Below are 21,218 nucleotides of genomic sequence, written 5' to 3'. Positions count from 1 at the left end.
AAAAAGATGAGCCTGCAAACGTTAGATCTGACCAGCGAGCTGCTACAGGGCATGCGGCTGTCGGGAGTGAAATACCGACGGATTGAAACCTCGCGTCCTTTTGGCGTGGAGTTTAATTCGGTTCCTGGCAAAGCGCAGTTTCATTTCGTCAGCCGCGGCCCGCTGCTGCTACAAATGAGCAACGGCAAACAGTTCTCGCTTGAGAGCGGTGATGCCGTGTTTATTCCCAATAGCGACGCGCACGCTCTGCTCTCAGATAGCAAAGCCGCGCGGGTGAACGTGATGGAGCTCGACAGCAAACCGGTCTGCGGGACGGTTTCCTGCATCAAAAACGCGGGCTGCGTTAATACCGAAGAGAATGCGGTTATCTTCAGCGCATGTATGGATTTTGAATTAGGCGGAATGCAGCCGCTGGTTCGGGCCATGCCGGAGGTGATGCTGGTCAGTAGCCTGTTAAGCACCCGCCCGGAAATTCAGCCGCTGCTGGCGGCAATGGAGCGTGAATCCCTGACGCGTCAGGTGGGCTATGCCGGTATTCTGGCACGTCTCGCCGACGTCGTCGCGGCGCTGATCGTCCGCGCCTGGGTGGAATGCGGCTGCGGTAACGCCACCGGCTGGGTACAGGTACTGCGTGACCCGAAGCTTTCGCGCGCGATATACGCTATGCATCAACAGCCCGGCGTCAACTGGAAGGTAGAGGACTTAGCCCGCGAATCCGGACTGTCGCGTTCGGTGTTCGCCGAACGTTTTCTCACCGCCACCGGTACCACGCCGGCCCGCTACCTGACGGAATTACGCATGCGCCTGGCGGTACAATACATCAGCCATGAAGGCGAAGCGCTGGAAAAAGTCGCCTTCCGCCTCGGCTACAACTCGCTCGCCGCCTTTAGCCGCGCCTTTAAACGCATTACCGGCAAAGCGCCGGGAGCGCTACGCAATGGGGTCAATGAACAAGCGGTAACCTGATAAGCGTTATTTCTTCTGCCAGTTGGCCCACGGGCCAGCGTCGGCAGAGGCGGTAGATTTGTCGATAAGCCCTTCCAGCGAATCGAGATAAAAGTTTTCCACTTCTTTACGCGCCCACGGCGTGCGGCGCAGAAATTTCAGGCTCGACTTAATGCTCGGATCGCTTTTAAAACAGTTGATTTTGATGTGTCTGGCCAGTTCATCCCAGCCATATCTGGCCACAAGGTCAGTGAGTAACGCTTCGAGCGTCACGCCGTGAAGCGGATCTTTTGACGTGTGCATTGTTTTTCCTGCATGAAAAATTTCGCTCACCATACGGACCGCGGCGGCATCATGCAACATCCCGCCACTTTTTTACATCACATCCACGCGGTTTCCCCACTCCTTATCTGTTTTTCGCAAAAGCACTGAACCCACCGCGGTCATAAATTAGAAAAGAACGTTATTGGTCGAAAAAATTGCGCTAAGGCAAGCTGAGCGCATCTACCCGACAGAGGAAATCATCATGCGCCGTTGTTGTTGCCGAACCCAGAATCACTTCATAGCCAATGACCCGTATCCCGTTCTCGGAGAACACAATGAACGCCACAACTTTGCCGATTCTCGATCTGGCCCGCTATACCAATCCTGCTGAAAAGGCCGGTTTTCTTGCCGACCTCCGCCAGGCCGCTCGCGATATTGGTTTCTTTTATCTTATTAATCACGGCGTGGACGCCGGATTGCAAACTGAAGTTCAACGCCAGGCACGACGCTTTTTTGCCCTTGATGATAGCGAAAAGCAGCAGGTGGCGATGATTCACTCCCCGCACTTTCGCGGCTATAACCGCGCGGCTTCCGAGCTCACTCGCGGCCAGCCGGACTGGCGCGAACAGTTTGATATCGGCGCTGAACGCCCGGCTTTAACCCTCGCCGAAAACGCGCCACGTTGGCAGCGCCTGCAGGGACCGAATTTATGGCCCGCCGCGCTACCGTCGCTGAAACCCACTCTGCTGGGCTGGCAGCAGGCGATGACCGGCGTCGGGATGACCTTGCTGCGCGCGTTTGCCGAAGCGCTACAGTTGCCTGCCGACGCCTTTGACGCGCTGTATGGCGATAAGCCGAATGAACATATCAAATTGATTCGCTACCCTGGCCAGCGTGAAACGAAAAGCGCCCAAGGCGTTGGGGCGCATAAAGATTCTGGATTCTTAAGCTTCCTGTTACAGGACGAGCAAAAAGGACTGCAGGTGGAAGTCGCGCCGGACCATTGGATCGATGCCACGCCGCTGGCGGGCAGCTTTGTGGTGAATATCGGCGAGCTACTTGAGCTGGCGACTAACGGTTACCTGCGCGCCACCGTTCATCGCGTGGTCTCGCCGCCGGCAGAACAGGAACGCCTCTCTATCGCCTTCTTTCTTGGCGCACAGCTCGATGCCGTAGTGCCGGTGTACCGCCTGCCCGCCCATCTGGCGCAGGAAGCGCTCGGCCCGGATAGCGATCCGCAAAATCCGCTGCTGCGGGATGTTGGCTGGAATTACCTCAAAGGGCGGCTGCGTTCCCACCCAGACGTCGCCGAACGTTATTACCAGGATGTTTTTCGCGAACGTACTGAGCAACTGATCGTTTAATTTAATAAGGATAACAACATGAAATATGCCGCATTCAAACTGGCAGGGGTCGCTTTATCTCTTTCTCTGGCATGGACATCCGCGCAGGCTGCCGCGCTGCGCGTTGCCGCTGACCCGGTGCCGCACGCTGAGATCCTCAATTACATCAAAAAAATCGATCCCAGCCTCGATATCAAAGTGGTTGAACTCACCAGCGGCGTTAACGCCAACGAGCTGCTGGCGAATGGAGATGTTGATGCCAACTACTTCCAGCACGTTCCCTATTTGAAGGATCAGGAAAAAGCGCTGGGTAAGACCTTTGCCGTCGCCGCTACGGTGCATATCGAACCGCTGGGTATTTATTCCCGTAAGCACAAAGACTTTAATTCCGTCCCGGAAAACGGGACCGTCGCGGTGCCGAACAACACTACCAATCTCAGTCGCGCCTTGTTCCTGCTACAAAGCCAGGGATTAATCAAACTCGGCGCTAAATTCACCAACCCGGCGACCACCCTGGCTACCCCGAAAGATATCGTGGAAAACCCCAAACATCTGAAGATCCTAGAAATTGAATCGCCGCAGATCCCGCGTTCCTTAGACGATGTCGATTTAGCGGTCATTAACGGCAACTACGCGCTGGAAGCAGGACTGGTACCGGCGAAAGATGCGTTAGGACTGGAGAGCGCGAATAACAACCCTTACGCCAATATCCTGGTGACGACGCCGCAGTTGGCTAATGACCCACGCATTAAAGCGCTGGCCAAAGATCTCACCTCGCCGCAGGTTGCCGAGTTTATTCGCAAAAACTATAACGGCTCGGTTATCCCGGTTGCGCCGCAATCATGATTGAGGTCGTCGGGCTGAGTAAAACCTATGCCGGAACAGGCCGACCGGCGCTGAACGACGTGTCGCTGCAGATCCCGAAAGGCGCGATTTATGGCATTCTCGGGCGCAGCGGCGCAGGCAAAAGCACGCTGATCCGCTGTCTCAATTTACTCGAACGGCCCTCTACGGGCCGGATTGTGGTGAACGGGCAAGATATCACTCAGTTAGACAAAGCCGGTTTACGTCAGCACCGTCTGCGTACCGGAATGATCTTCCAGCACTTCAACCTGCTGCATGCCCGCAACGTGGCTGACAACGTCGCGGTACCGCTGGAAATCGCCGGTGTCGACAAACGTGCGCGCCGCGAACGCGTGCTCGAGTTGCTGGAGTTGGTTGGACTGGCGGATAAAGCAACCGCCTTTCCATCCCAGCTTTCCGGCGGTCAAAAGCAGCGCGTCGGCATCGCCCGCGCGCTGGCGGCCGGCCCGGATGTGCTGCTATGTGATGAAGCAACCAGCGCCCTCGATCCGGAAACCACCGCCTCGGTGCTGGCGTTACTGGCCGATATCAATCAGCGGCTCAATCTGACCATTGTGCTTATTACCCATGAGCTGGAAGTCGTCAAAACGCTGTGCGATCACGCGGCGCTGCTGGAGCATGGCGAAGTCATCGAGAGCGGGAAAATCGCCGACCTGCTGGTGGCGCCTTGGTCCAGATTACGTCAGTCGTTACTGCATAATCCGCAGGCGGAGCAGGATTTCCTCGCCCGCCACGGCTTTCACGGGAGGCCTTTATGCGTAGTCGCATGAGCTGGGAAGATTTATGGCCCTTATTATGGGAAGGCAGCCTGGAAACCCTCTATATGGTAGGGCTGGCGGCGCTGTTTACCATTTTAATCGGCCTGCCGGTCGGCGTGTTACTGTTTGTCTCCCGGCGCAACGGCCTGGCGCCGATGCCGAAACTGAATGCGCTGCTGGGGGCGATTATCAATTTTGGCCGCTCGCTGCCGTTTATTGTACTGCTCATTGCGCTGATCCCCTTCACGCGTTTGATTATCGGCACCACCTTAGGCAGCACCGCCGCCGTCGTGCCGATTACCATCGGCGCTTTTCCGTTCTTCGCGCGACTGACCGAAAACGCGCTCGACGAAGTGGATTACGGACGCATTGAAGCCATTCTGTCGATGGGGGGTAATCTGTGGCACGTTATCTTTAAATCGCTGCTGCCGGAGGCGCTACCGACCCTGCTTGCCGGGATCACCCTGACTATCGTGATGCTGATTGGCTTTTCATCGATGGCGGGCGTCATTGGCGGCGGCGGTCTTGGGGACCTGGCGATTCGCTACGGTTATCAGCGCTTTAACGATCAGGTAATGGTCGGTACGGTACTGATTCTGGTGGTGATGGTTCAGGGCGTACAAATGATCGGCGACAGGCTGGTACGACAGCTTGCCCATCGCCGCTAAGTTCTCATTCGCAGGCGGCTACTGCAGGCCGCCTTCCTCCACGAGAACCCTGACCAGCTCTGCCGCCGGCATTTCGCGGATCATCGCCACCCCTTGTCCCGCCCAGTGCGCGCCGAAACCATGATCGCCCTGCGCTTTTGCCGCCGTCGCCAGCGCTTTTCCGGCATCATAAGCGAGCGGATAGGCGGGAATTTCTCCTTCGCCGATTTCGTGCCAGCTATTTTTAACGCAGCGTGCTGGCCGACCCGAAATAGCCGCTGTCAAAAATGTGACAACGTCACTATTTTGCGTGAGCGCCTGTCGATATCCACTATCTATAGCCGCTTCCGGGCACAATAAAAATGCGGTTCCCAGCTGAACGCCCGACGCGCCGAGCTGCATCAGGCTGACTATCGCCGCCCCATGCATAATGCCGCCGGCGGCGACAATGGGTAAATCGACAGCCTGCTTTAGAGCCTGAAGCAGAGTGAAGGTGCTCATTTGACGATCGTCGCCGTGTGGGTCAAAAATCCCCCGATGGCCACCGGCCTCATACCCTTGCGCAATAACGACATCAATACCCGCTTGCGCAATTAATCGCGCTTCGTCGACGCAGGTGGCGGACGCCATCGTCACCGTTCCCTGTTGCTGGAAGCGGCGAATAACCTCTGACGACGGCACGCCAAAATGAAAACTCACCACCGCCGGCTTCTGTTCAAGCAGCATATCGAGCATGGATTGATGTTGATGGAAGGTCTGATAAATCTCGTTAAGCTGTTTCGGCGGCGTGCCGTGATAACGGGCAAACGCCGGAGCCAACCGCGCCAGCCACTGCGCTTCCTGAACGGCATCGCGGCGCGACGGCGTATGACAGAAAAGGTTGACGTTAAAGGGACGATCGGTGAGCTGCCGGGTTTGTTCAATAAGCGCCTGCGCCTGCGTAACCGTCGACGCGCCGAGCCCCAGCGAACCCAATCCTCCGGCGTTGCTTACCGCTGCAGCCAGGGACGGTGTCGACACCCCTGCCATCGGCGCCTGAATAATCGGATAACGAATATTAAGTAATCGCGGTAAATGCTGATTCATTGGCGATCCTGTGCAATTTGCGATGTGAGGCATTAACCATCTCTTTTTAAGATGTTAAGATCAACCATATTGTCATATTGAGAAGAAAAATATGAACCACACCACATTACTGATCTTTAAACTGGTGGCCGAAACCCAAAGCGTCACTCAGGCGGCGAAACAACTTGGTCGCGCGCAGTCCAATATCACCACGCGCATTCAGCAGCTTGAAGAGGAGCTGGAAGCCGAGCTTTTCGTACGCGGAAACAAGAAGATGCTGCTTTCTCCCGCCGGGCAAAACTTCCTCAGCTACGCGCGGCGAATTTTAAGCCTTGCCGAAGAAGCCAAACTGGCGCTGCACCCGGCTCGGCCCGCGGGAACGTTAAAGCTCGGCGCGATGGAAGCCTGTGCCGCCAGCCGCCTGCCGGCCATATTGCCGCTGTTTCAGCAACGCTGCCCGGACGCCGACCTGACATTGCGTACCATGCCCACCCGTCAGCTGACTGAACTGGTCGAAAACTCCACGTTGGACTGCGCGCTGGTTTCACTGCCGGCCGGTCCGGACGGCAGCCTTCAATGCCCACAGACGCTTGAATATCTCCCGCTTTTTATCGAACAACTGGTCCTTATCGCCCCTGTCGAGGGGCGCAACTACCGTTTTGCCGCCTTCCCGGCAGGATGTTCCTACCGCCAGCGCGGCATCGAGTATCTGCAGCAGACGGGAGCACACGTGGACATCGTCGATGTCAGCTCCTATCACGCGATGATGGCTAACGTCGCCACTGGTCGCTACGCCTGTTTGCTCCCGGAAAGCGTTCTGGCCCTGCTCACGCTACCCGCAGGCTGCCAGACGCAATACGTCACCCAGGCCGCCACCCAGCTTATCTGGCGCCGCGGGTATGTATCGCCGATTCTCGACGCCCTGCGCCAGTTATTGCTGGCGCCGGCCGCAGGCAACCAGCCCGGCGGCTCCCAGCAACACGCCGCTGGCCGTCAATAGTGAAGGGTTAAACGATCCCGTCAGGCTGTATAACCCATCGGCGACCAGCGGCCCGATTATCTGTCCGACGCCGTAAGTCGCCGTTAGCGCGGCGATCATATTAAATTTTACCGCCTGATTTAGCCGCTTGCCCTCTGACAAGGCGATGGTTACCGTCCCAAGGAAGGTCGCTCCAACCAGCAGCGCGCTCAACAAACAAAAGGTGAATGAGTGGCTCCACGCCGGTAAGGCCACGCCGAAGGCCTGGATAACGAGATTGCTACAAAATGCCCGCTGATAGCCAATTTTCAGTACGAGTTGGTGCCAGATAAAACAGGAAGGTACCGCCGCGAGACCAAATACCGCCCACAGGTGCACCGGGTCGATACCCGATAGCGCGCCGTGCAAAAACAGCGGCAAATAGGTCGCGGTGATGATGTAGCCGAAGCCCGCGAGGCCATAAATCAGCAGCAATTTTACCGCATCGCTCATGCGCCCATTGTCGCTCGGCATCGTTGTTGCGGGCCCGCTGTTTAACGCCAGCAGCGAATCCGCCGGGCTTAATAATCCGCGCAAGGCGCATAAAAACAGCATCGTCGCCGTGATGGCGCACAGTAGCCAGATTTGCTGACTGCTAAACGCCAGCGCTTTACCGGCGGCAATAAACTCCGCCGACAAAAAGATCCCCATCCCGACACCGGCAAACAGCACCGGCGCGCCGTTATGATGTTTCATATGTTGCAGTAGCCATAACGAGGCGGAGATAAGCGTTACCGCGCTGAGTACCCCGGCCAACCCGCGCAGGATAATGATAGCCAGCGGCGAACGCAGCCAGGCCAGTAGCGCCAGACAAATTAGCGTCAGAATGACCGAGACAATATTCATTCTGGTCGCCTGCTCCGGCTTTGCCTTCGCCAGTAACAATGCCCCCAGCAGGTACCCGGCATAATTAGCAGAGGCGGCCAGATTCCCCTGACGCAGCGTCAGGATCTGATCGCTTAACATCACCGGCAGGATCCCGGTGAAGGCGAAGCGGCCGTAACCCATACCAATCATTAATACCGTCGCCCCTGCCATCGCTAATAAGAAAGCATTTATCTCCGGCCTGATTTGTCGCATCTGCGTTACCCCTCGCACAGTTTAATCTTAAAAAGAGAATATTAATTAATTTTAATTCTCTTTTTATTATGTATTAGCGTGATGCGACGAGCAAGCCGCCGCGCCAGGGCAAAGAGTAAAAGCACCAACCAGAGGATACTTCGGTTAGCGACGAAGGATGGTTGTCAAAAGCGCACGGTCGTTAAACGCCGTACTCGATAATAGGCCGCATTATCTTCAGCGCAGCGCTCAGTTTATCGAGGCTCGGTGACGCCAGCGCCAGACGCAAAGCATGCGGCACATCACGACCGACGCTGTAAGGTTCGGCGGTGGAAATAGCGATATTCATGGTTAGCAGCTGTTTCACGACGCGATCGGCGCGGATCTCCTCGCCCAACGGCAGCCAAAGGAACCAGGCATTTTCATTGCCGATCATTGGTAAGCCAGCCAACGCCTGACGGGCGATGGCCTGCCGCCGCCGCGCATCTGCGCGCATTATGGTTTCGAGCCGGGCCAGCGTCCCATCCTGGATCCAGCCGCAGACCAGCGCCGTCGTTAAGGCCGGCGTATTCCAGCTGGTGGCGCGGATCGTCCGCTCTATCGCCGGCATTAACGCTTCGCGGCATACCACCATGCCAACCCGTAAACCGGTGGCGATGTTTTTTGAAAAACCGCACACATAGACCGTACGCTCAGGCGCCAGCGACATCAGCGGCGGCGGCGCGTTTTCAATCAACCACGCATAGGCGGCATCCTCAATGATGAACAAATCGAACTGGCGGGCAATATCAACCAGTTGACTACGCTGCGCCAGATTCATTACCCAGCCAAGAGGGTTATGCAGCGTCGGCATGGTGTAAATCGCTTTTACCCGCCGTTTTTCACACAGGCTGCGAAGCATATCGAGATCCGGCCCTTGTGTTGTGTGCGGAATAGCAACCAGTTCAAGTTGATAGAGCCTGGCGAGAGCGCGAAATCCCGGATAGGTCAAGGCATCTGCCGCAACCACATCGCCGGGACGCAGCAGGCCGCCGAGCGTGACCGCCAGCCCATGCTGAGCGCCGTTAACGATAGCGACCTGCCCGGCGCTGGCCGCCATACCCTGTCTGTTAAGATGCTGGGCCACTATTTCCCGTTCGCTCATGCGTCCGGCGTGCGGTTGATAGCGTAACAACGCTTCCAGATCGCCCGCGCCAGAGAGTTTTTTTAATGCCTCGCGCAGGAGAACGGTTTGTTCCGGCAACGCCGGAGAGTTGAAATTAAGATCGATCATATCCGGGGCAATGGCGTGCTGATCGACACCCAGTCCCGGCGGCAAGCTCAGTTCACGCACAAAGGTGCCGCGTCCCGTTTCGCCGCTGACCAGCCCCATTAACGCCAGTTCACTGTAGACCCGCGTCGCGGTAGCCAGAGAAATTCCGTGTTCAACGACCAATTGCCGATGGGTCGGCAGTTGGCTGCCAGCCGCCAGCGCACCGCTGCGGATTGCTGCCGCATAGCGATCAACCAGAGATTTATAGCGGTTTTTCATCGTCATTGTATCCATGACAATTATTTGATTGTCATGGATTGTGCGACCTACTATCGACCCGGTCAACCACCTTAACGATTACTACAAAGAGGTCACACGTGCACAACCATCGCGCTTCCACTTCCATATCCGGCTGGATAAACGGCTTTATCGGCGTCGCTATTTTTAGCGGCTCGCTACCCGCCACCCGCATCGCCGTGCAGGAATTCGATCCGTTTTTCCTGACTTTCTGTCGTGGGGCGATTGCCGGGGTGCTTGCGCTGGGCCTGATCTGGGTTTTACGCCTGCCGCGCCCGCAGGCGGGACAATGGCGTTCACTGGCGCTGGTTGCCGGCGGCGTGGTCATCGGTTTTCCGCTGCTGACGGCGCTGGCGCTGCAGCGGGTGACATCCGCACACTCAATTGTTTTTATTGGTTTATTGCCGCTGGCGACGGCGGTTTTCGCGGTGATCCGCGGCGGTGAGAGACCGCGCCCTGCCTTTTGGGGATTCTCGTTACTGGGCAGCGTACTGGTGGCCAGTTTCGCGCTGGCCGGTAGTGCCGGGATGTCCGTTTCAGGCGACCTGCTAATGCTGGCGGCGGTAGTGGTCTGCGGATTGGGTTATGCCGAGGGGGCGCGCCTCACCCGAGAGCTTGGCGGGCTGGCGGTCATTTGTTGGGCGCTGCTCCTGTCCCTACCCCTGATGTTGATAGCCTGCGGCTTAACGCTTCCCGTCAGTCTCAGGGGTATCAGTACGTCTGCATGGACGGCGCTGGCCTATGTCTCGTTGTTCAGTATGCTGATCGGTTTTATCTTCTGGTACCGGGGACTGGCAATCGGCGGTATTGCGGCGGTCGGTCAACTCCAGCTATTGCAGCCCTTTTTTGGTCTGTCGCTGGCGGCACTGCTCCTTCATGAAGCAGTGAGCCCGTTGATGGTCGTCGTCACGCTTGGCATCATTTTCTGCGTGATCGGTTCGAAGCGCTTTGCCCGTTAAAATAGTCGGCGGCCTGATGTGAGGCGTGTTCCTCCATCAGGCTGTCTCATATCAATTAAATTGTGGCGCGACCGAATGACCGCAGGCGCTGTTAGCGTCGATGGTGTCGTTCATGCAGGCCTGCGAATCAAAGCCCTGACCGGGGGCCATCCCTGAAGAGGATGATGAACCACCGGAACAAGCGGATGCTGCAAAAACAATGAGCAATATAAGTAATTTTTTCATCGAGATGACCTCCGGGAAGCGAATAGATTGCCATGCTCCGTGCTGAGACTGGCCACTCATCCATTTCCCTTTCAAACTCAGGCATCACTCTAAGAAATAATATGGGCGTCATTTATCACCTGTATAGCTATATTATCGGTCAGTTTGCCAATAAATGAACCGAGCGTTGGCATAAAATGCTCGTCCGCTCGCCGGAGTCGCCGCGCTTGCGCTATGCTTATCCTCCCTTTCGTTGTAAACACTTAGCGTTATGACTACTTCTGTCAGCACCACTCAGCTTAACCTGCGAATTATTTCCATCGTTGTCTTCACCTGTATCTGCTATCTCTCCATCGGCCTGCCGCTGGCGGTGCTTCCCGGCTACATCCACTATCAGCTCGGGTACAGTACGCTAATCGCCGGAGTCGTTATCAGCCTGCAGTACATTTCAACGCTAGTAAGCCGCCCGCATGCTGGCCGCTATACCGATATCTGGGGGCCAAAAAAGGTCGTTAGCCTCGGCATCATCTGCTGCATGCTAAGCGGACTCTTCACCCTCGCGGCGGTGATGTTGCAAACTATACCGCTTCTCGCCGTCAGCGCCCTGTTGATTGGACGGGTTTTCCTCGGCGTGGGAGAGAGCTTCACCGCCACTGGGGCAACGTTATGGGGTATTAAAACCGTTGGCGCGATTCATACCTCACGGGTGATTTCATGGAATGGCGTCGCGACCTACGTGGCAATGGCCGTCGGCGCGCCGCTGGGGGTGATGCTCAATAGTTATTTTGGCATCAGCGGTTTTGCCGTAGTGGTAGTGCTGGTTGCGCTAATTGGCCTGCTCTTTGCCCGCACCCGCCTGGATGTCAGCGTGACTGCCGGAGTGAGAGCGCCGTTTCATGTGGTGGTTCGCAGAATCTGGCCGTATGGCCTGGGGCTGGCGCTGGGTACGGTAGGTTTTGGCGTCATTGCCACCTTTATCACCCTCTATTTTTCGGCTCACCACTGGCAGGGCGCGGCCTTCACCCTCTCTCTTTTCAGTATCGGTTTTATTTGTATACGCCTGATCCTTGGCAACACCATTACCCGCTACGGCGGCGTGCCGGTGTCGCTTGTCTGCTTCGTAGTGGAGTGTCTTGGATTATTGATTATCTGGCAGGCGCCGTCGGCGTGGGTCGCTGGTATTGGCGCATTCCTCACCGGTTCTGGTTTCTCGCTGGTCTTTCCGGCGCTGGGCGTCGAGGCGGTGAAACAGGTAGAAGAACAAAACCAGGGCACGGCGCTGGGTACCTATTCAGCCTTTCTCGATTTGGCGCTGGGTTTGACCGGCCCGGTGGCCGGCTGGGTGGCGGGTTATTATGCGCTTGATACGCTGTATCTGCTGGCTGCGGTGGTAGTCGCCATGGCGTTTATCCTGCTGCTTCGGGTTCGTCTGCAACAGACCAGGTCGAACGTATGATGTATGCCGATTAATCATGATACTGGTAACAATTTAATCAATAATTGACGACGCTTTAATATCCGTGCCACCATTCCGCGAGCATCCAGTCTTGGATGCCGGGCGGTACGGGTGCAGTGATAGAGGTCGTCAACAAAACGATCCCCCCGTGACCTGGCTCCATTCGACTCGTCGCCTGCCGCGGCGAGTGGCTTACCCTGGCGGGAAATACCGACATGCATCAAAGTTTCAACCAGCGAGTCCATTTTTACTACTGCATTCTGGTCGCGCTGAAAATCCACGTAAAAACGAAAAAATCGGGTGGAGCGAGAGGAAAAAATAACTTTCTTCTCAAATGGTTGCGTAAAGCGCAGGACAACAACATCTTTCACCCGGATATCACCAGCGAAATCGAATGGCTACGCGGTAAAATTATCCAGGCCGGTCATGATACAGACCTTGAACCGATGCTGGAATTCGTCTATGCCACTGCCCGGCGCGCCGAAATGCTCAAAGATGCCGACTGATCCTTATTAAGCTAGCTGCAAAATATCCCCTGTAGCCGGCGCCTGTGCGCCGGCGAGCCACAGTTTTCCCCAAGCGCCGGTACAGTGGCAGGCCAAAATTTTCTCCACCTGCAGCTGCTGTAAATAACTTCGGACCTGCCAGACCCTGGCGACGGATGCGGCGCGCAGGTGTAGCCCACCGATCAACGCGTGGACCCGCTCAATGCCGGTGATATTCTGACAATGCCGCACGATATTCTCTACGCCGCGATGTCCGCAGCCGCAGATGATGACCAGCCCATGGTCAGAGAGATAAATCAGGACGCCTTCATCAACGATATAATCAGGCGTTAGCGGCGAGCTGGCTAAAACGCCAAAGGATTGCGGACGGTTTACCACGATCTCGCCCGACCACAACAGCCGTTCGCTGAGAGCAAACGGCTGCCGGTAGCATTCCATGCGAAAGCGGGAATAGTCGAGCTCAAGCGAAAGTTTTTTGATTTTGCGGACATGCCTGCCAACACTGATAGCGGCATAGCGCGGTTCGGCAAACCGTGGATGACAGATAATTCGACTCTCTTCCGGCAGCCAGGGGACGCCGCCGCAATGATCGTAATGGCCGTGTGATAATACCGTCGCCGTCAGGTCATCCAGTGAGATCCCCATCCGCTGCGCATTCTTGAGAAAACTACCGTCCGGCCCGGTATCAAATAGCACTTTGCTGGTTTCATCTTCAAGGAGAAGGCTAAGTCCGGCTTTGGCTGTCAACGCCGGATCGGCGTGCGCCGCAAGGCGATTTTCCAGTAATACCCTGATGGTTAAGGCCATTATTTCATTCATCCCTGTTATATATGCGCAGCCAGTGTAACGAAGAAACCCTGCTATCGGTGTGATGAACGCCGCACCCTTCGCCTCGAAAAAGTGACACCGTCACTAAAAAACAGCTTCACAACCGCAGCATGTCCTCTATGCTGATAGACTCGGATAGTTCACTTGAGGTTATCTATGGCAGACTGGAATCCCTCGCTGTATCTGAAATTTGCTGATGAGCGCACCCGACCGGCGTCTGAGTTAACAGCGCGTATTGCGCAACAGCCGGTTAAGGTGGCCGTGGATCTGGGCTGCGGTCCAGGCAATAGCACGGCCTTACTGCGTGCAGCATGGCCTGAAGCGCGAATTATTGGCGTTGATAATTCCGACGCCATGCTGGCACAGGCGGCGCAAGCGCTTCCCGATTGTGAGTTTATCACCGCAAATATAGAAGACTGGCAGCCATCTGAGCCCGCAGACGTGATCTATGCCAACGCCTCTTTGCAATGGCTCGGTGAACATCAAACGCTGTTCCCGCGACTGGTCAGACAGTTAGCCAATAATGGGGTGCTGGCCGTGCAGATGCCGGATAACTGGCAAGAGCCCTCTCATACCCTGATGCGCCAGGTAGCGGAAGAGCTGGGATTTCCAGATAGCGGCCGACAGCCGCTCCCCAGCGTCCAGCAGTATTACGACATGCTGACCAACAGCGGCTGCGAGGTGGATATCTGGCGCACCACCTATTATCACCCTCTGGAGTCACACCAGGCTATCGTTGATTGGCTGCAGGCGACCGGTCTGCGTCCGTATTTGCAACATCTTGATGAAGCAGAAAAGAACGTGTTTTTAGAGCGTTATCTGACGCTGTTGCAACAACACTATCCGTTACAGTGTAACGGAAAAGTGCTGTTATTGTTCCCGCGACTGTTTATTGTCGCGCGACGCCTGGCTAACGCGTAGTCGCCAGTTCGACGTCAACGTTAAGCGCATTCAGCTGATTTACCACACTGCCGCTCAGCCGGTCATCGCTGATGATGACATCAAGCTCGCTGAGCGGCAGGATCAGGTAATTCGCCATTTTTCCATATTTTGATGAATCGCTTAGCAGGATACATTTTTCACTTACCTTCGCCACGGTCTGTTTCACGATGGCTTTATTTTCGTTGGGCGTCGACAGTCCGCGCAAATTCCATGATGACGCCGAAATAAACGCGACATCGATAAACAGGTTCTCCAGCATTTTCGCCGTCAGGTGGCCAACGGTCGACTGATTCTCACGGCATAAGCGTCCGCCGGTATGGATCAATTCACATTGCCCGCGTTCAATCATCAAATTGGCAATGGCAAAATCATTGGTGATGATCAGCAAGTCCTGACGCTCAACCAGGTTTTCGGCCAGCGCGAGCGTCGTGGTCCCGGCATCCAGATAGACGGTACTGTTGGCGGGAATGTGCTTAAGCGCCGCCAGACCAATAGCCTCCTTTTCCTGGGGGAACATCAGCGTTTTATCGCGATGCGAAGGTTCGTTCAGCAGGCGGGTTCGTTGCGGCAGGGCCACGCCCCCTGATACGCTGGCCAGCACGTTAAGCTGCTCCAGGCGCTGAATATCGCGCCGGATAGTCATATGCGACACGCCCAGCGCCTCGACCAGTTCGACGACGCTGACGACCCCCTTATCTTTAATGATTTCCAGTATCTTCTCTTGTCTTTCCAACGGCAGCATCGGTTTCTCCTGATGGTGTCTCGTTATCTCATATTTTCACATTTTATCACATCACATTAGGCTGTACATCGGATTGACCGCGTCATATGGTGTGAAAAATAGATAATAAATGTTATTTATTGTGATATAGATCGCTGTATTCATCACATCAATCATTGATATTAACATTTAACAACAGATAGTACCGTAAATTAACACTCGCTGTATGAAGAGGACAGGATATGAGAGCAGGCATAATTGCCGATGATTTTACCGGCGCGACGGATATCGCCAGTTTTCTGGCCAACAACGGAATAGCGACCAGCCTGTTTAGCGGTGTCCCCGGGGAAGATTGCCAGGGTGATGCTCGCGCATTAGTCGTGAGTCTGAAATCACGTTCTGTATCAGCCGAAGAATCTGTGACACTGTCACTGAATGCGTTGCGCTGGTTGCAACAACAGGGGTGCGATCGCTTTTATTTTAAGTACTGCTCCACCTTCGATAGCACGATCAAGGGCAATATCGGGCCGGTAACCGATGCCTTAATGGATGCGCTAGGCGTCGCAACCACGGTTATCTCCCCGGCGTTGCCCATTAACGGTCGTACGGTGTATCAGGGGCATTTATTCGTTGAAGACCGCCTGTTACAGGAATCCGGTATGCGCAACCATCCGGTCAACCCCATGGATGACAGCGATCTACGCCGTTTGATGGAACGCCAGTCTCGCGGCACATGCGCTCTTATCAATGTGCAGATTCTGGAGTCCGGCGAGGCAGCCGTGCGCGACGAGATCCAAACTTTATCCGCCTCGGGTTATCGTTACATCGCGCTGGACGCAATAAACGATAAACACCTGCAAATTCAGGGACAAGCGCTGCACGATATGAAGCTGGTTACCGGGGGTTCCGGTTTAGCTGCCGGTCTCGCGCGTAGCTGGGCCAACGCCACGGCGACGTCCCTTCCCTTTCACGTCACCACGTCAGCAGCCACCACGGTAGTATTATCCGGCTCCTGTTCTATCAGAACACAAGCGCAGGTAGAAAAATACCGCCAACTGGCGCCAGCGCTGGCCGTGGATGTTGCAGGTTTGCTTGATAAACGTTGGACGCTTGATGAGTATTGCGGCCAGATCGTTGAATGGCTGTACCAGCAGTCTGACGCGGTCATGGCGCCAATGGTTTACGCCACCACTTCGGTCGCCAAGCTGCACAACATCCAGCAGCGCTATGGCGCCGAGCCAAGTCGGTTGATGGTTGAGGCGCTGTTTTCTCTGTTGGCAAAACAACTCGCGCAGCAAGGCGTGAGCCGGTTCATCGTCGCTGGTGGAGAAACCTCCGGCGCGGTAACGCAAGCGCTGGATATTCGCCATTTCGCTATTGGCGCCGCGGTCTCACCCGGCGTTCCGTGGATCAAGGCAGATTCCCGACCGCTTTTCCTGCTGCTCAAATCCGGCAATTTTGGCGATGACAATTTCTTTGCTCGCGCGCAGTCCGCGGAGGTTTGCGCATGAACGAGTCATCCCTACGCCAACAGATGGTGGCTATCGCACGCTCTTTCTTTCAGCGCGGCTACGCAACCGGTTCGGCGGGCAATCTTTCCGTCCAGCTTGCTGACGGCACGATTCTGGCTACCCCGACGGGCTCCTGTCTTGGCGAGCTTAACGCCGAAGAATTGTCGCACGTGAACCTGAACGGTGAACTGCTCTCAGGGTTAAAACCCTCAAAAGAGGTGAGTTTTCATCTCGCGCTGTACCGCAACAATCCGCAGTGCCGCGCCGTCGTCCATCTGCATTGCCATTACCTGACGGCCTTATCCTGCCTGCAGGATCTGGATCCGGCGAATACCCTTCCGGCCTGTACGCCGTATGTGGTCATGCGGGTCGGTGAAATACCGCTGGTCCCCTATTTCCGCCCAGGCGACCCGCAGATTGGCCAATGGCTCGGTGAACGCGCCGCGCAGCATAAGGCTTTTTTACTGGCTAATCATGGTCCGGTGGTGGTGGGTAAATCGCTACGCGATGCCGCCGACAATCTGGAAGAGATGGAAGCGTCCGCCCGCCTGTTCTTCACGTTAAAAAACAGCCCGGTGAACTATCTCAATTATCAACAACTGACTGTGCTTCGAGGAATGCAATAATGTTGAAACTTGCTGCCAATTTATCGATGTTATTCGGCGAAAATCCGCCTCTGGAGCGCTTCTCCCTGGCGGCCAGGGCCGGTTTTAATGCCGTTGAGATGTGGTTCCCTTACGAATATCCCGTAGAGACCGTCTCCCGCGAATTAGAGAAACATCACCTCAAGCTTATCGGCATTAATACTCCGGCAGGCGATACCGCACGCGGCGAATGGGGATTATCGGCTTTACCTGGCCGTGAAGAGGAAGCCCGCAAAGCCATTGATTTAGCCATTCATTATGCTGCGGCTCTGCAGTGCCCGGCGATACATGTTATGGCGGGGGTCACCGAAGGATTCGACCGGCAGCACTGTGCGGACACGTTTATTGACAACGTACGCTACGCGGCGGAGCGAGCCAAAGCGCATAACATCACTATTTTGCTTGAAGGTTTATCGCCCGCCACCCGTCCGGGTTATTTATTTTCCAGCCAATACCAGGCGATGGAATATATTCGCCAGGCGGACCGCGACAATATTCGACTGCAGCTTGATATTTTCCACGCCCAGCAGGTCGATGGCAATCTAACTTATTTATTGAAAAACTATAAAGAGTATATCGGCCATATCCAGATTGCATCTGTACCGGCGCGCCAGGAGCCGATTGACGGCGAAGTAGATTATCAATGGATTTTCGCCGTACTCGAGCAGGAAAAATATGATGGTTACGTCGCCGCGGAATATAGTCCGCGCGCCGGAACGCAAGCCGGACTGCACTGGGCGCAGGCCTGGTTAAATAACTAAAACCTACATAATATCAATGCCTCAGTGAGCGCCGATGCGCGCTCATTTTTTGGAGATAGAACTATGTCAAACCACTCTGCGTTGAGCCTGGAGGGCGCTGCGCCTGCCATAAATGAAGAGTTAGTGTGGAAGAAAGTTGTCCGCCGCACGCTGCCATTATTAATGATTTGCTATATTCTGGCCTATCTTGACCGGGTTAACGTCAGTATCGCTAAATTACAAATGTCGAGCGATCTGGCATTTTCCGACACCGTTTACGGTATCGGCGCGGGTATATTTTTCATCGGTTTTTTCTTTTTTGAAATTCCCAGCAATATGATCCTTCATCGCTTTGGCGCCAGACGTTTGCTTGGCGGTTTACTTATTTCCTGGGCGCTCATCGCGCCGCTGACGGCATTCGTGCGTACGCCGCTGGAGTTTTATACCGTGCGCTTCTTTTTAGGCGTAGCGGAATCAGGCTTTTATCCCGGGGTAATTTTGTATCTTTCCTTCTGGTTCCCCAGCTATCGCCGCGGGCGGATGTTCGCCCTCTTCGCTACCGCCGTACCGCTTTCCGGGATCCTCGGCGCTCCGCTCTCCGGCTGGATTATGGGCCATTTTCATGAGTACGGCGGTCTCGCCGGCTGGAAGTGGTTGTACATTATTGAAGGCGCGCCATCTCTGCTGATTGGCGTGCTGGTGATATTTCTGCTGACCGACCGCATTTCTCAGGCGAAATGGCTGTCAGATGACGAAAAAGCGTTGCTCGAGGCGCGACTGCGCAGCGATGGCAGCCATAAGACCGAACAGCATGGTTCAATGCTGGCTGTATTGAAGAATCCGAAGGTTTGGTTACTGACTTTTATCTATTTCTGCCTGATTGCCGGGTTCTATACCGTCAGTTTCTGGATGCCAACGCTGATTCATAACGCCGGTGAAGGCGATGTGCTGAAAGTCGGATTGTTAACCGCTATTCCTTATGCCGCAGCGATAGTCACCATGATTGCCGCTTCGCGCAGCGCCGATAAACGCAGAGAACGTCGCTGGCATCTCGCCGCCATCGCGGTCATGAGCGGCCTGGGCATGATTATTGCGGCGCTGTTCAGCCACGATCTGGTGATTGCGATGATCGGGTTAACAATTGGCGCAGCGGGCGGATTAAGCACCCTACCGTTATTCTGGAGCCTACCGACGGCCTTCCTTGGCGGCGCTTCCGCCGCGGTCGGTATCGCGGTAATCAACTCCTTTGGCAACCTTGCCGGCTTTGTCGCGCCGTGGATTATGGGCCTGCTCACCGATATGACCCATTCGACGCTAACCGGCACCTTAATCATCTCCGCGACGCTTTTTATCGGCGCTGCTGCGATATTCCGTATTCCTGCCCGTATGGTTAACCATTAATAATATTGAGAAAATCACCATGAATAATACATTAACGATTGCCGTCACCGGCGCCGCCGGATTTCTCGGCACCCAACTGGTCAAGGCGCTGCTTCAGCGCGGTTCGTTGAGCGGCCCGCAGGGCGAAACGCAAGAAATCGGTAGACTGATCGCTATCGACCGCGTGGCGTTACAGGGGATCGACGATAGCCGTTTACAGGTATTAACCGGCGACATCAGCGATAGCGAATGGTTACGTAGCGCGATTCCAGCGCAGGTCGATAGCGTCTTCCATTTAGCCGCCATCGTTTCAAGCCAGGCTGAACAAGACTTCGAGCTGGGGATGAAAATCAACGTTGATGCCTTCCGTCAACTGCTGGAGCATCTGCGTCAGTTGCCGAAGAACGTCAAACTGGTGACCACCAGTTCGGTGGCGGTGTTCGGCGGCGACTTACCGGAAAAAGTCAGTGATTCACAGGTATGGTTGCCGCAAAGTTCTTACGGCACGCAAAAAGCCATTTGCGATCTGTTACTGGCGGATTACAGCCGTCGCGGTTGGCTTAATGGCAGAAGCCTGCGCATGCCCACCATCGTCGTGCGCCCGGGGAGGCCCAATCAGGCGGCATCGAGTTTTGCCAGCGGTATTATCCGCGAGCCACTTAATGGAGAATCCGCCGTTTGCCCGGTCACGGCGGATACCCGTCTGTGGCTGTTGTCGCCCCGTAACGCAATTAAGGCTTTAATTCACGGGCACGAACTGGCTGAGGCACAGTTGACGGACGGTCGGGTGATTAATCTCTGCGGGCTGTCGGTCAGCGTCGAACAGATGATCGTGGCGTTGCGCCAGGTTGCCGGCAGTGAAGTCGCACAGCGTATCACCTTCACGCCCGATGCCGCCATTGAACGCATTGTCAATTCGTGGCCCGGCGATTTCGACACGCGCTATGCTCAGCGTCTTGGGTTTAGCGCCAACCACAGCTTCAGCGAAATGATCGAAGAGTATATGGCGGATTACCTCAAATAGGTTCGGTACCAGCGGCGCCCGACGGCGCCGCTGCATGTTACCAGGGGAAGTCGTGAACCAGCGAAAGATCCCAGGCGGTGGCCAGTAACGACAGAAACATAATCAGATTAACGGTAGTTTCGATTCGTTTTTCCATGTTGCTTCTCCTGTGTCGCACAGCTAGAGCTTCATCAGATATCGAACATAATCGTCCGCAGGGGTAAATTCATCATACAGACGGCGGGCAGGATTATCGTGACGGGTGTGCCAGTACAGCCGCGACCATCCCTGAATTTTACCTTCAGCCTGCAGGGTTTGAATCAGCGTTCTCGCGACTCCCCGTCCGCGAGCTTTTGGCGCGACAAACAGATCTTCCAGATAACAGATAGGCGTCGTCACCCAGGTGCCTTCGTGCAGTACGCAAATAGCAAACCCCAGTACCTCACCATCAACCACGGCTACCCGGCCTATTACCGGAGACTGCGGATCCAGCAGACGCCGCCAGGTATGTTCGGTGACGGTGTCCGGCTGCGGGCTATTATAGAACTGCGTGTACCCCTCCCATAACGCTCGCCAGGCGCTGTAATCCCGGTCAGTAGGTTCACGTATGTCGATATTCATTGATGGGATCTCCGCACGCTAAACGTCATCGTTAAGTCATTATTTTGCTTTCTGAAAATGACTTCAAGCGCCGAGTGCACATTTCATCCCTTTCCCCGCTGCGAAGCGATGCCGGTACGATGTTACTGCAACGGCTTACTGCTAGTAACAACCAGAATGTTGTAACTAATGACAGAAATTAACCCGGCTAC

The 21,218-nt window shown here is 55.3% G+C and carries 23 protein-coding genes; 15 read left to right on the top strand and 8 right to left on the bottom strand.

Annotated elements, in window-relative coordinates; genetic code table 11:
• The first annotated feature begins 6 nt into the window (after nucleotides 1-6).
• On the top strand, nucleotides 7-966 hold the full coding sequence (locus PGR10_RS02970) for an AraC family transcriptional regulator (protein ID WP_213794073.1): 960 nt from the start codon (nucleotides 7-9) through the stop codon (nucleotides 964-966).
• A 6-nt stretch (nucleotides 967-972) separates the two neighbouring features.
• On the opposite strand, the gene PGR10_RS02965 is transcribed toward PGR10_RS02970, so the two are convergent.
• Nucleotides 973-1,248, bottom strand: a complete 276-nt coding sequence (locus tag PGR10_RS02965) for a VF530 family DNA-binding protein (protein WP_047048980.1) — start codon at nucleotides 1,246-1,248, stop codon at nucleotides 973-975.
• Between the two features lie 296 nt (nucleotides 1,249-1,544).
• Here PGR10_RS02965 and PGR10_RS02960 point away from each other — a divergent pair, with 296 nt between their 5' ends.
• The 4 genes from PGR10_RS02960 to PGR10_RS02945 are packed head-to-tail and all read left to right on the top strand — an operon-like array spanning nucleotide 1,545 to nucleotide 4,842.
• On the top strand, nucleotides 1,545-2,573 hold the full coding sequence (locus PGR10_RS02960) for an isopenicillin N synthase family dioxygenase (protein ID WP_113373476.1): 1,029 nt from the start codon (nucleotides 1,545-1,547) through the stop codon (nucleotides 2,571-2,573).
• Between the two features lie 18 nt (nucleotides 2,574-2,591).
• A complete protein-coding gene (locus PGR10_RS02955) occupies nucleotides 2,592-3,398 on the top strand; it encodes a MetQ/NlpA family ABC transporter substrate-binding protein (RefSeq protein ID WP_015366692.1) in 807 nt (268 codons plus the stop codon).
• Nucleotides 3,395-4,186 carry a methionine ABC transporter ATP-binding protein gene (locus tag PGR10_RS02950; RefSeq protein WP_213292570.1) on the top strand — a complete coding sequence of 264 codons (792 nt, stop codon included), beginning with the start codon at nucleotides 3,395-3,397 and terminating at the stop codon, nucleotides 4,184-4,186. Before PGR10_RS02955 ends, PGR10_RS02950 begins: the two co-directional genes overlap by 4 nt.
• Complete coding sequence (locus tag PGR10_RS02945) at nucleotides 4,183-4,842, top strand: methionine ABC transporter permease (protein ID WP_161798788.1); 660 nt, start codon at nucleotides 4,183-4,185, stop codon at nucleotides 4,840-4,842. The genes PGR10_RS02950 and PGR10_RS02945 overlap by 4 nt, the downstream gene beginning before the upstream one ends.
• A gap of 18 nt (nucleotides 4,843-4,860) precedes the next feature.
• Here the strand turns inward: PGR10_RS02945 and PGR10_RS02940 are convergent, their stop codons facing one another.
• Complete coding sequence (locus PGR10_RS02940) at nucleotides 4,861-5,907, bottom strand: NAD(P)H-dependent flavin oxidoreductase (RefSeq protein ID WP_015705345.1); 1,047 nt, start codon at nucleotides 5,905-5,907, stop codon at nucleotides 4,861-4,863.
• Between the two features lie 91 nt (nucleotides 5,908-5,998).
• Between PGR10_RS02940 and PGR10_RS02935 the strand changes: the two genes are divergently transcribed.
• Complete coding sequence (locus PGR10_RS02935) at nucleotides 5,999-6,886, top strand: LysR family transcriptional regulator (protein WP_046883603.1); 888 nt, start codon at nucleotides 5,999-6,001, stop codon at nucleotides 6,884-6,886.
• On the opposite strand, the gene PGR10_RS02930 is transcribed toward PGR10_RS02935, so the two are convergent.
• Both PGR10_RS02930 and PGR10_RS02925 read right to left on the bottom strand, forming a co-directional pair.
• Entirely contained in the window at nucleotides 6,818-7,984 is a 1,167-nt protein-coding gene (locus PGR10_RS02930) for a YbfB/YjiJ family MFS transporter (RefSeq protein WP_045387789.1), read from the bottom strand. The genes PGR10_RS02935 and PGR10_RS02930 overlap by 69 nt on opposite strands.
• A 181-nt stretch (nucleotides 7,985-8,165) precedes the next feature.
• Nucleotides 8,166-9,494, bottom strand: a complete 1,329-nt coding sequence (locus tag PGR10_RS02925; protein ID WP_430922890.1) for a PLP-dependent aminotransferase family protein — start codon at nucleotides 9,492-9,494, stop codon at nucleotides 8,166-8,168.
• A 98-nt stretch (nucleotides 9,495-9,592) separates the two neighbouring features.
• Between PGR10_RS02925 and PGR10_RS02920 the strand changes: the two genes are divergently transcribed.
• Nucleotides 9,593-10,471 carry a DMT family transporter gene (locus PGR10_RS02920; RefSeq protein WP_430922889.1) on the top strand — a complete coding sequence of 293 codons (879 nt, stop codon included), beginning with the start codon at nucleotides 9,593-9,595 and terminating at the stop codon, nucleotides 10,469-10,471.
• A gap of 51 nt (nucleotides 10,472-10,522) precedes the next feature.
• Here the strand turns inward: PGR10_RS02920 and PGR10_RS02915 are convergent, their stop codons facing one another.
• Nucleotides 10,523-10,756: a hypothetical protein gene (locus tag PGR10_RS02915; RefSeq protein WP_430922888.1), complete on the bottom strand. Its 234-nt coding sequence runs from the start codon at nucleotides 10,754-10,756 to the stop codon at nucleotides 10,523-10,525.
• 190 nt (nucleotides 10,757-10,946) lie between these two features.
• Here PGR10_RS02915 and PGR10_RS02910 point away from each other — a divergent pair, with 190 nt between their 5' ends.
• Complete coding sequence (locus PGR10_RS02910; RefSeq protein ID WP_087860723.1) at nucleotides 10,947-12,131, top strand: MFS transporter; 1,185 nt, start codon at nucleotides 10,947-10,949, stop codon at nucleotides 12,129-12,131.
• Nucleotides 12,132-12,346: 215 nt separating this feature from the next.
• Nucleotides 12,347-12,637 (top strand): hypothetical protein, encoded by a 291-nt coding sequence (locus PGR10_RS02905; RefSeq protein ID WP_015366702.1) that lies wholly within the window; start codon nucleotides 12,347-12,349, stop codon nucleotides 12,635-12,637.
• A gap of 6 nt (nucleotides 12,638-12,643) precedes the next feature.
• Here the strand turns inward: PGR10_RS02905 and PGR10_RS02900 are convergent, their stop codons facing one another.
• Nucleotides 12,644-13,444 (bottom strand): MBL fold metallo-hydrolase, encoded by an 801-nt coding sequence (locus PGR10_RS02900; protein ID WP_430922886.1) that lies wholly within the window; start codon nucleotides 13,442-13,444, stop codon nucleotides 12,644-12,646.
• A 177-nt stretch (nucleotides 13,445-13,621) separates the two neighbouring features.
• Between PGR10_RS02900 and tam the strand changes: the two genes are divergently transcribed.
• Nucleotides 13,622-14,386, top strand: coding sequence for a trans-aconitate 2-methyltransferase (gene tam, locus PGR10_RS02895; RefSeq protein WP_430922885.1), 765 nt, complete (start codon nucleotides 13,622-13,624; stop codon nucleotides 14,384-14,386).
• On the opposite strand, the gene PGR10_RS02890 is transcribed toward tam, so the two are convergent.
• Entirely contained in the window at nucleotides 14,376-15,149 is a 774-nt protein-coding gene (locus tag PGR10_RS02890) for a DeoR/GlpR family DNA-binding transcription regulator (RefSeq protein WP_015705335.1), read from the bottom strand. The two genes, tam and PGR10_RS02890, sit on opposite strands and share 11 nt — an antisense overlap.
• Before the next feature lie 221 nt (nucleotides 15,150-15,370).
• Here PGR10_RS02890 and otnK point away from each other — a divergent pair, with 221 nt between their 5' ends.
• The 5 genes from otnK to denD all read left to right on the top strand — a co-directional run bounded on the left by otnK (nucleotide 15,371) and on the right by denD (nucleotide 20,427).
• Entirely contained in the window at nucleotides 15,371-16,639 is a 1,269-nt protein-coding gene (gene otnK, locus PGR10_RS02885; protein ID WP_430922884.1) for a 3-oxo-tetronate kinase, read from the top strand.
• Nucleotides 16,636-17,265 carry an aldolase gene (locus tag PGR10_RS02880; RefSeq protein ID WP_430922883.1) on the top strand — a complete coding sequence of 210 codons (630 nt, stop codon included), beginning with the start codon at nucleotides 16,636-16,638 and terminating at the stop codon, nucleotides 17,263-17,265. The genes otnK and PGR10_RS02880 overlap by 4 nt, the downstream gene beginning before the upstream one ends.
• Nucleotides 17,265-18,044, top strand: coding sequence for a 2-oxo-tetronate isomerase (gene otnI / locus PGR10_RS02875; protein WP_430922882.1), 780 nt, complete (start codon nucleotides 17,265-17,267; stop codon nucleotides 18,042-18,044). The genes PGR10_RS02880 and otnI overlap by 1 nt, the downstream gene beginning before the upstream one ends.
• Before the next feature lie 63 nt (nucleotides 18,045-18,107).
• Nucleotides 18,108-19,424, top strand: a complete 1,317-nt coding sequence (locus PGR10_RS02870) for an MFS transporter (protein WP_087860716.1) — start codon at nucleotides 18,108-18,110, stop codon at nucleotides 19,422-19,424.
• A 19-nt stretch (nucleotides 19,425-19,443) separates the two neighbouring features.
• A complete protein-coding gene (gene denD, locus PGR10_RS02865; RefSeq protein ID WP_087860715.1) occupies nucleotides 19,444-20,427 on the top strand; it encodes a D-erythronate dehydrogenase in 984 nt (327 codons plus the stop codon).
• Between the two features lie 159 nt (nucleotides 20,428-20,586).
• Here denD and PGR10_RS02860 read toward each other — a convergent pair whose 3' ends face one another.
• Nucleotides 20,587-21,027, bottom strand: a complete 441-nt coding sequence (locus PGR10_RS02860) for a GNAT family N-acetyltransferase (RefSeq protein ID WP_113373431.1) — start codon at nucleotides 21,025-21,027, stop codon at nucleotides 20,587-20,589.
• Nucleotides 21,028-21,218 lie beyond the last annotated feature (191 nt).

Origin of the sequence: Klebsiella sp. 141198, from assembly GCF_050600785.1 — a bacterium.
In the GTDB taxonomy this organism is placed as follows: domain Bacteria; phylum Pseudomonadota; class Gammaproteobacteria; order Enterobacterales; family Enterobacteriaceae; genus Klebsiella; species Klebsiella aerogenes.
This window is presented reverse-complemented; position numbering and strand designations above follow the sequence as displayed.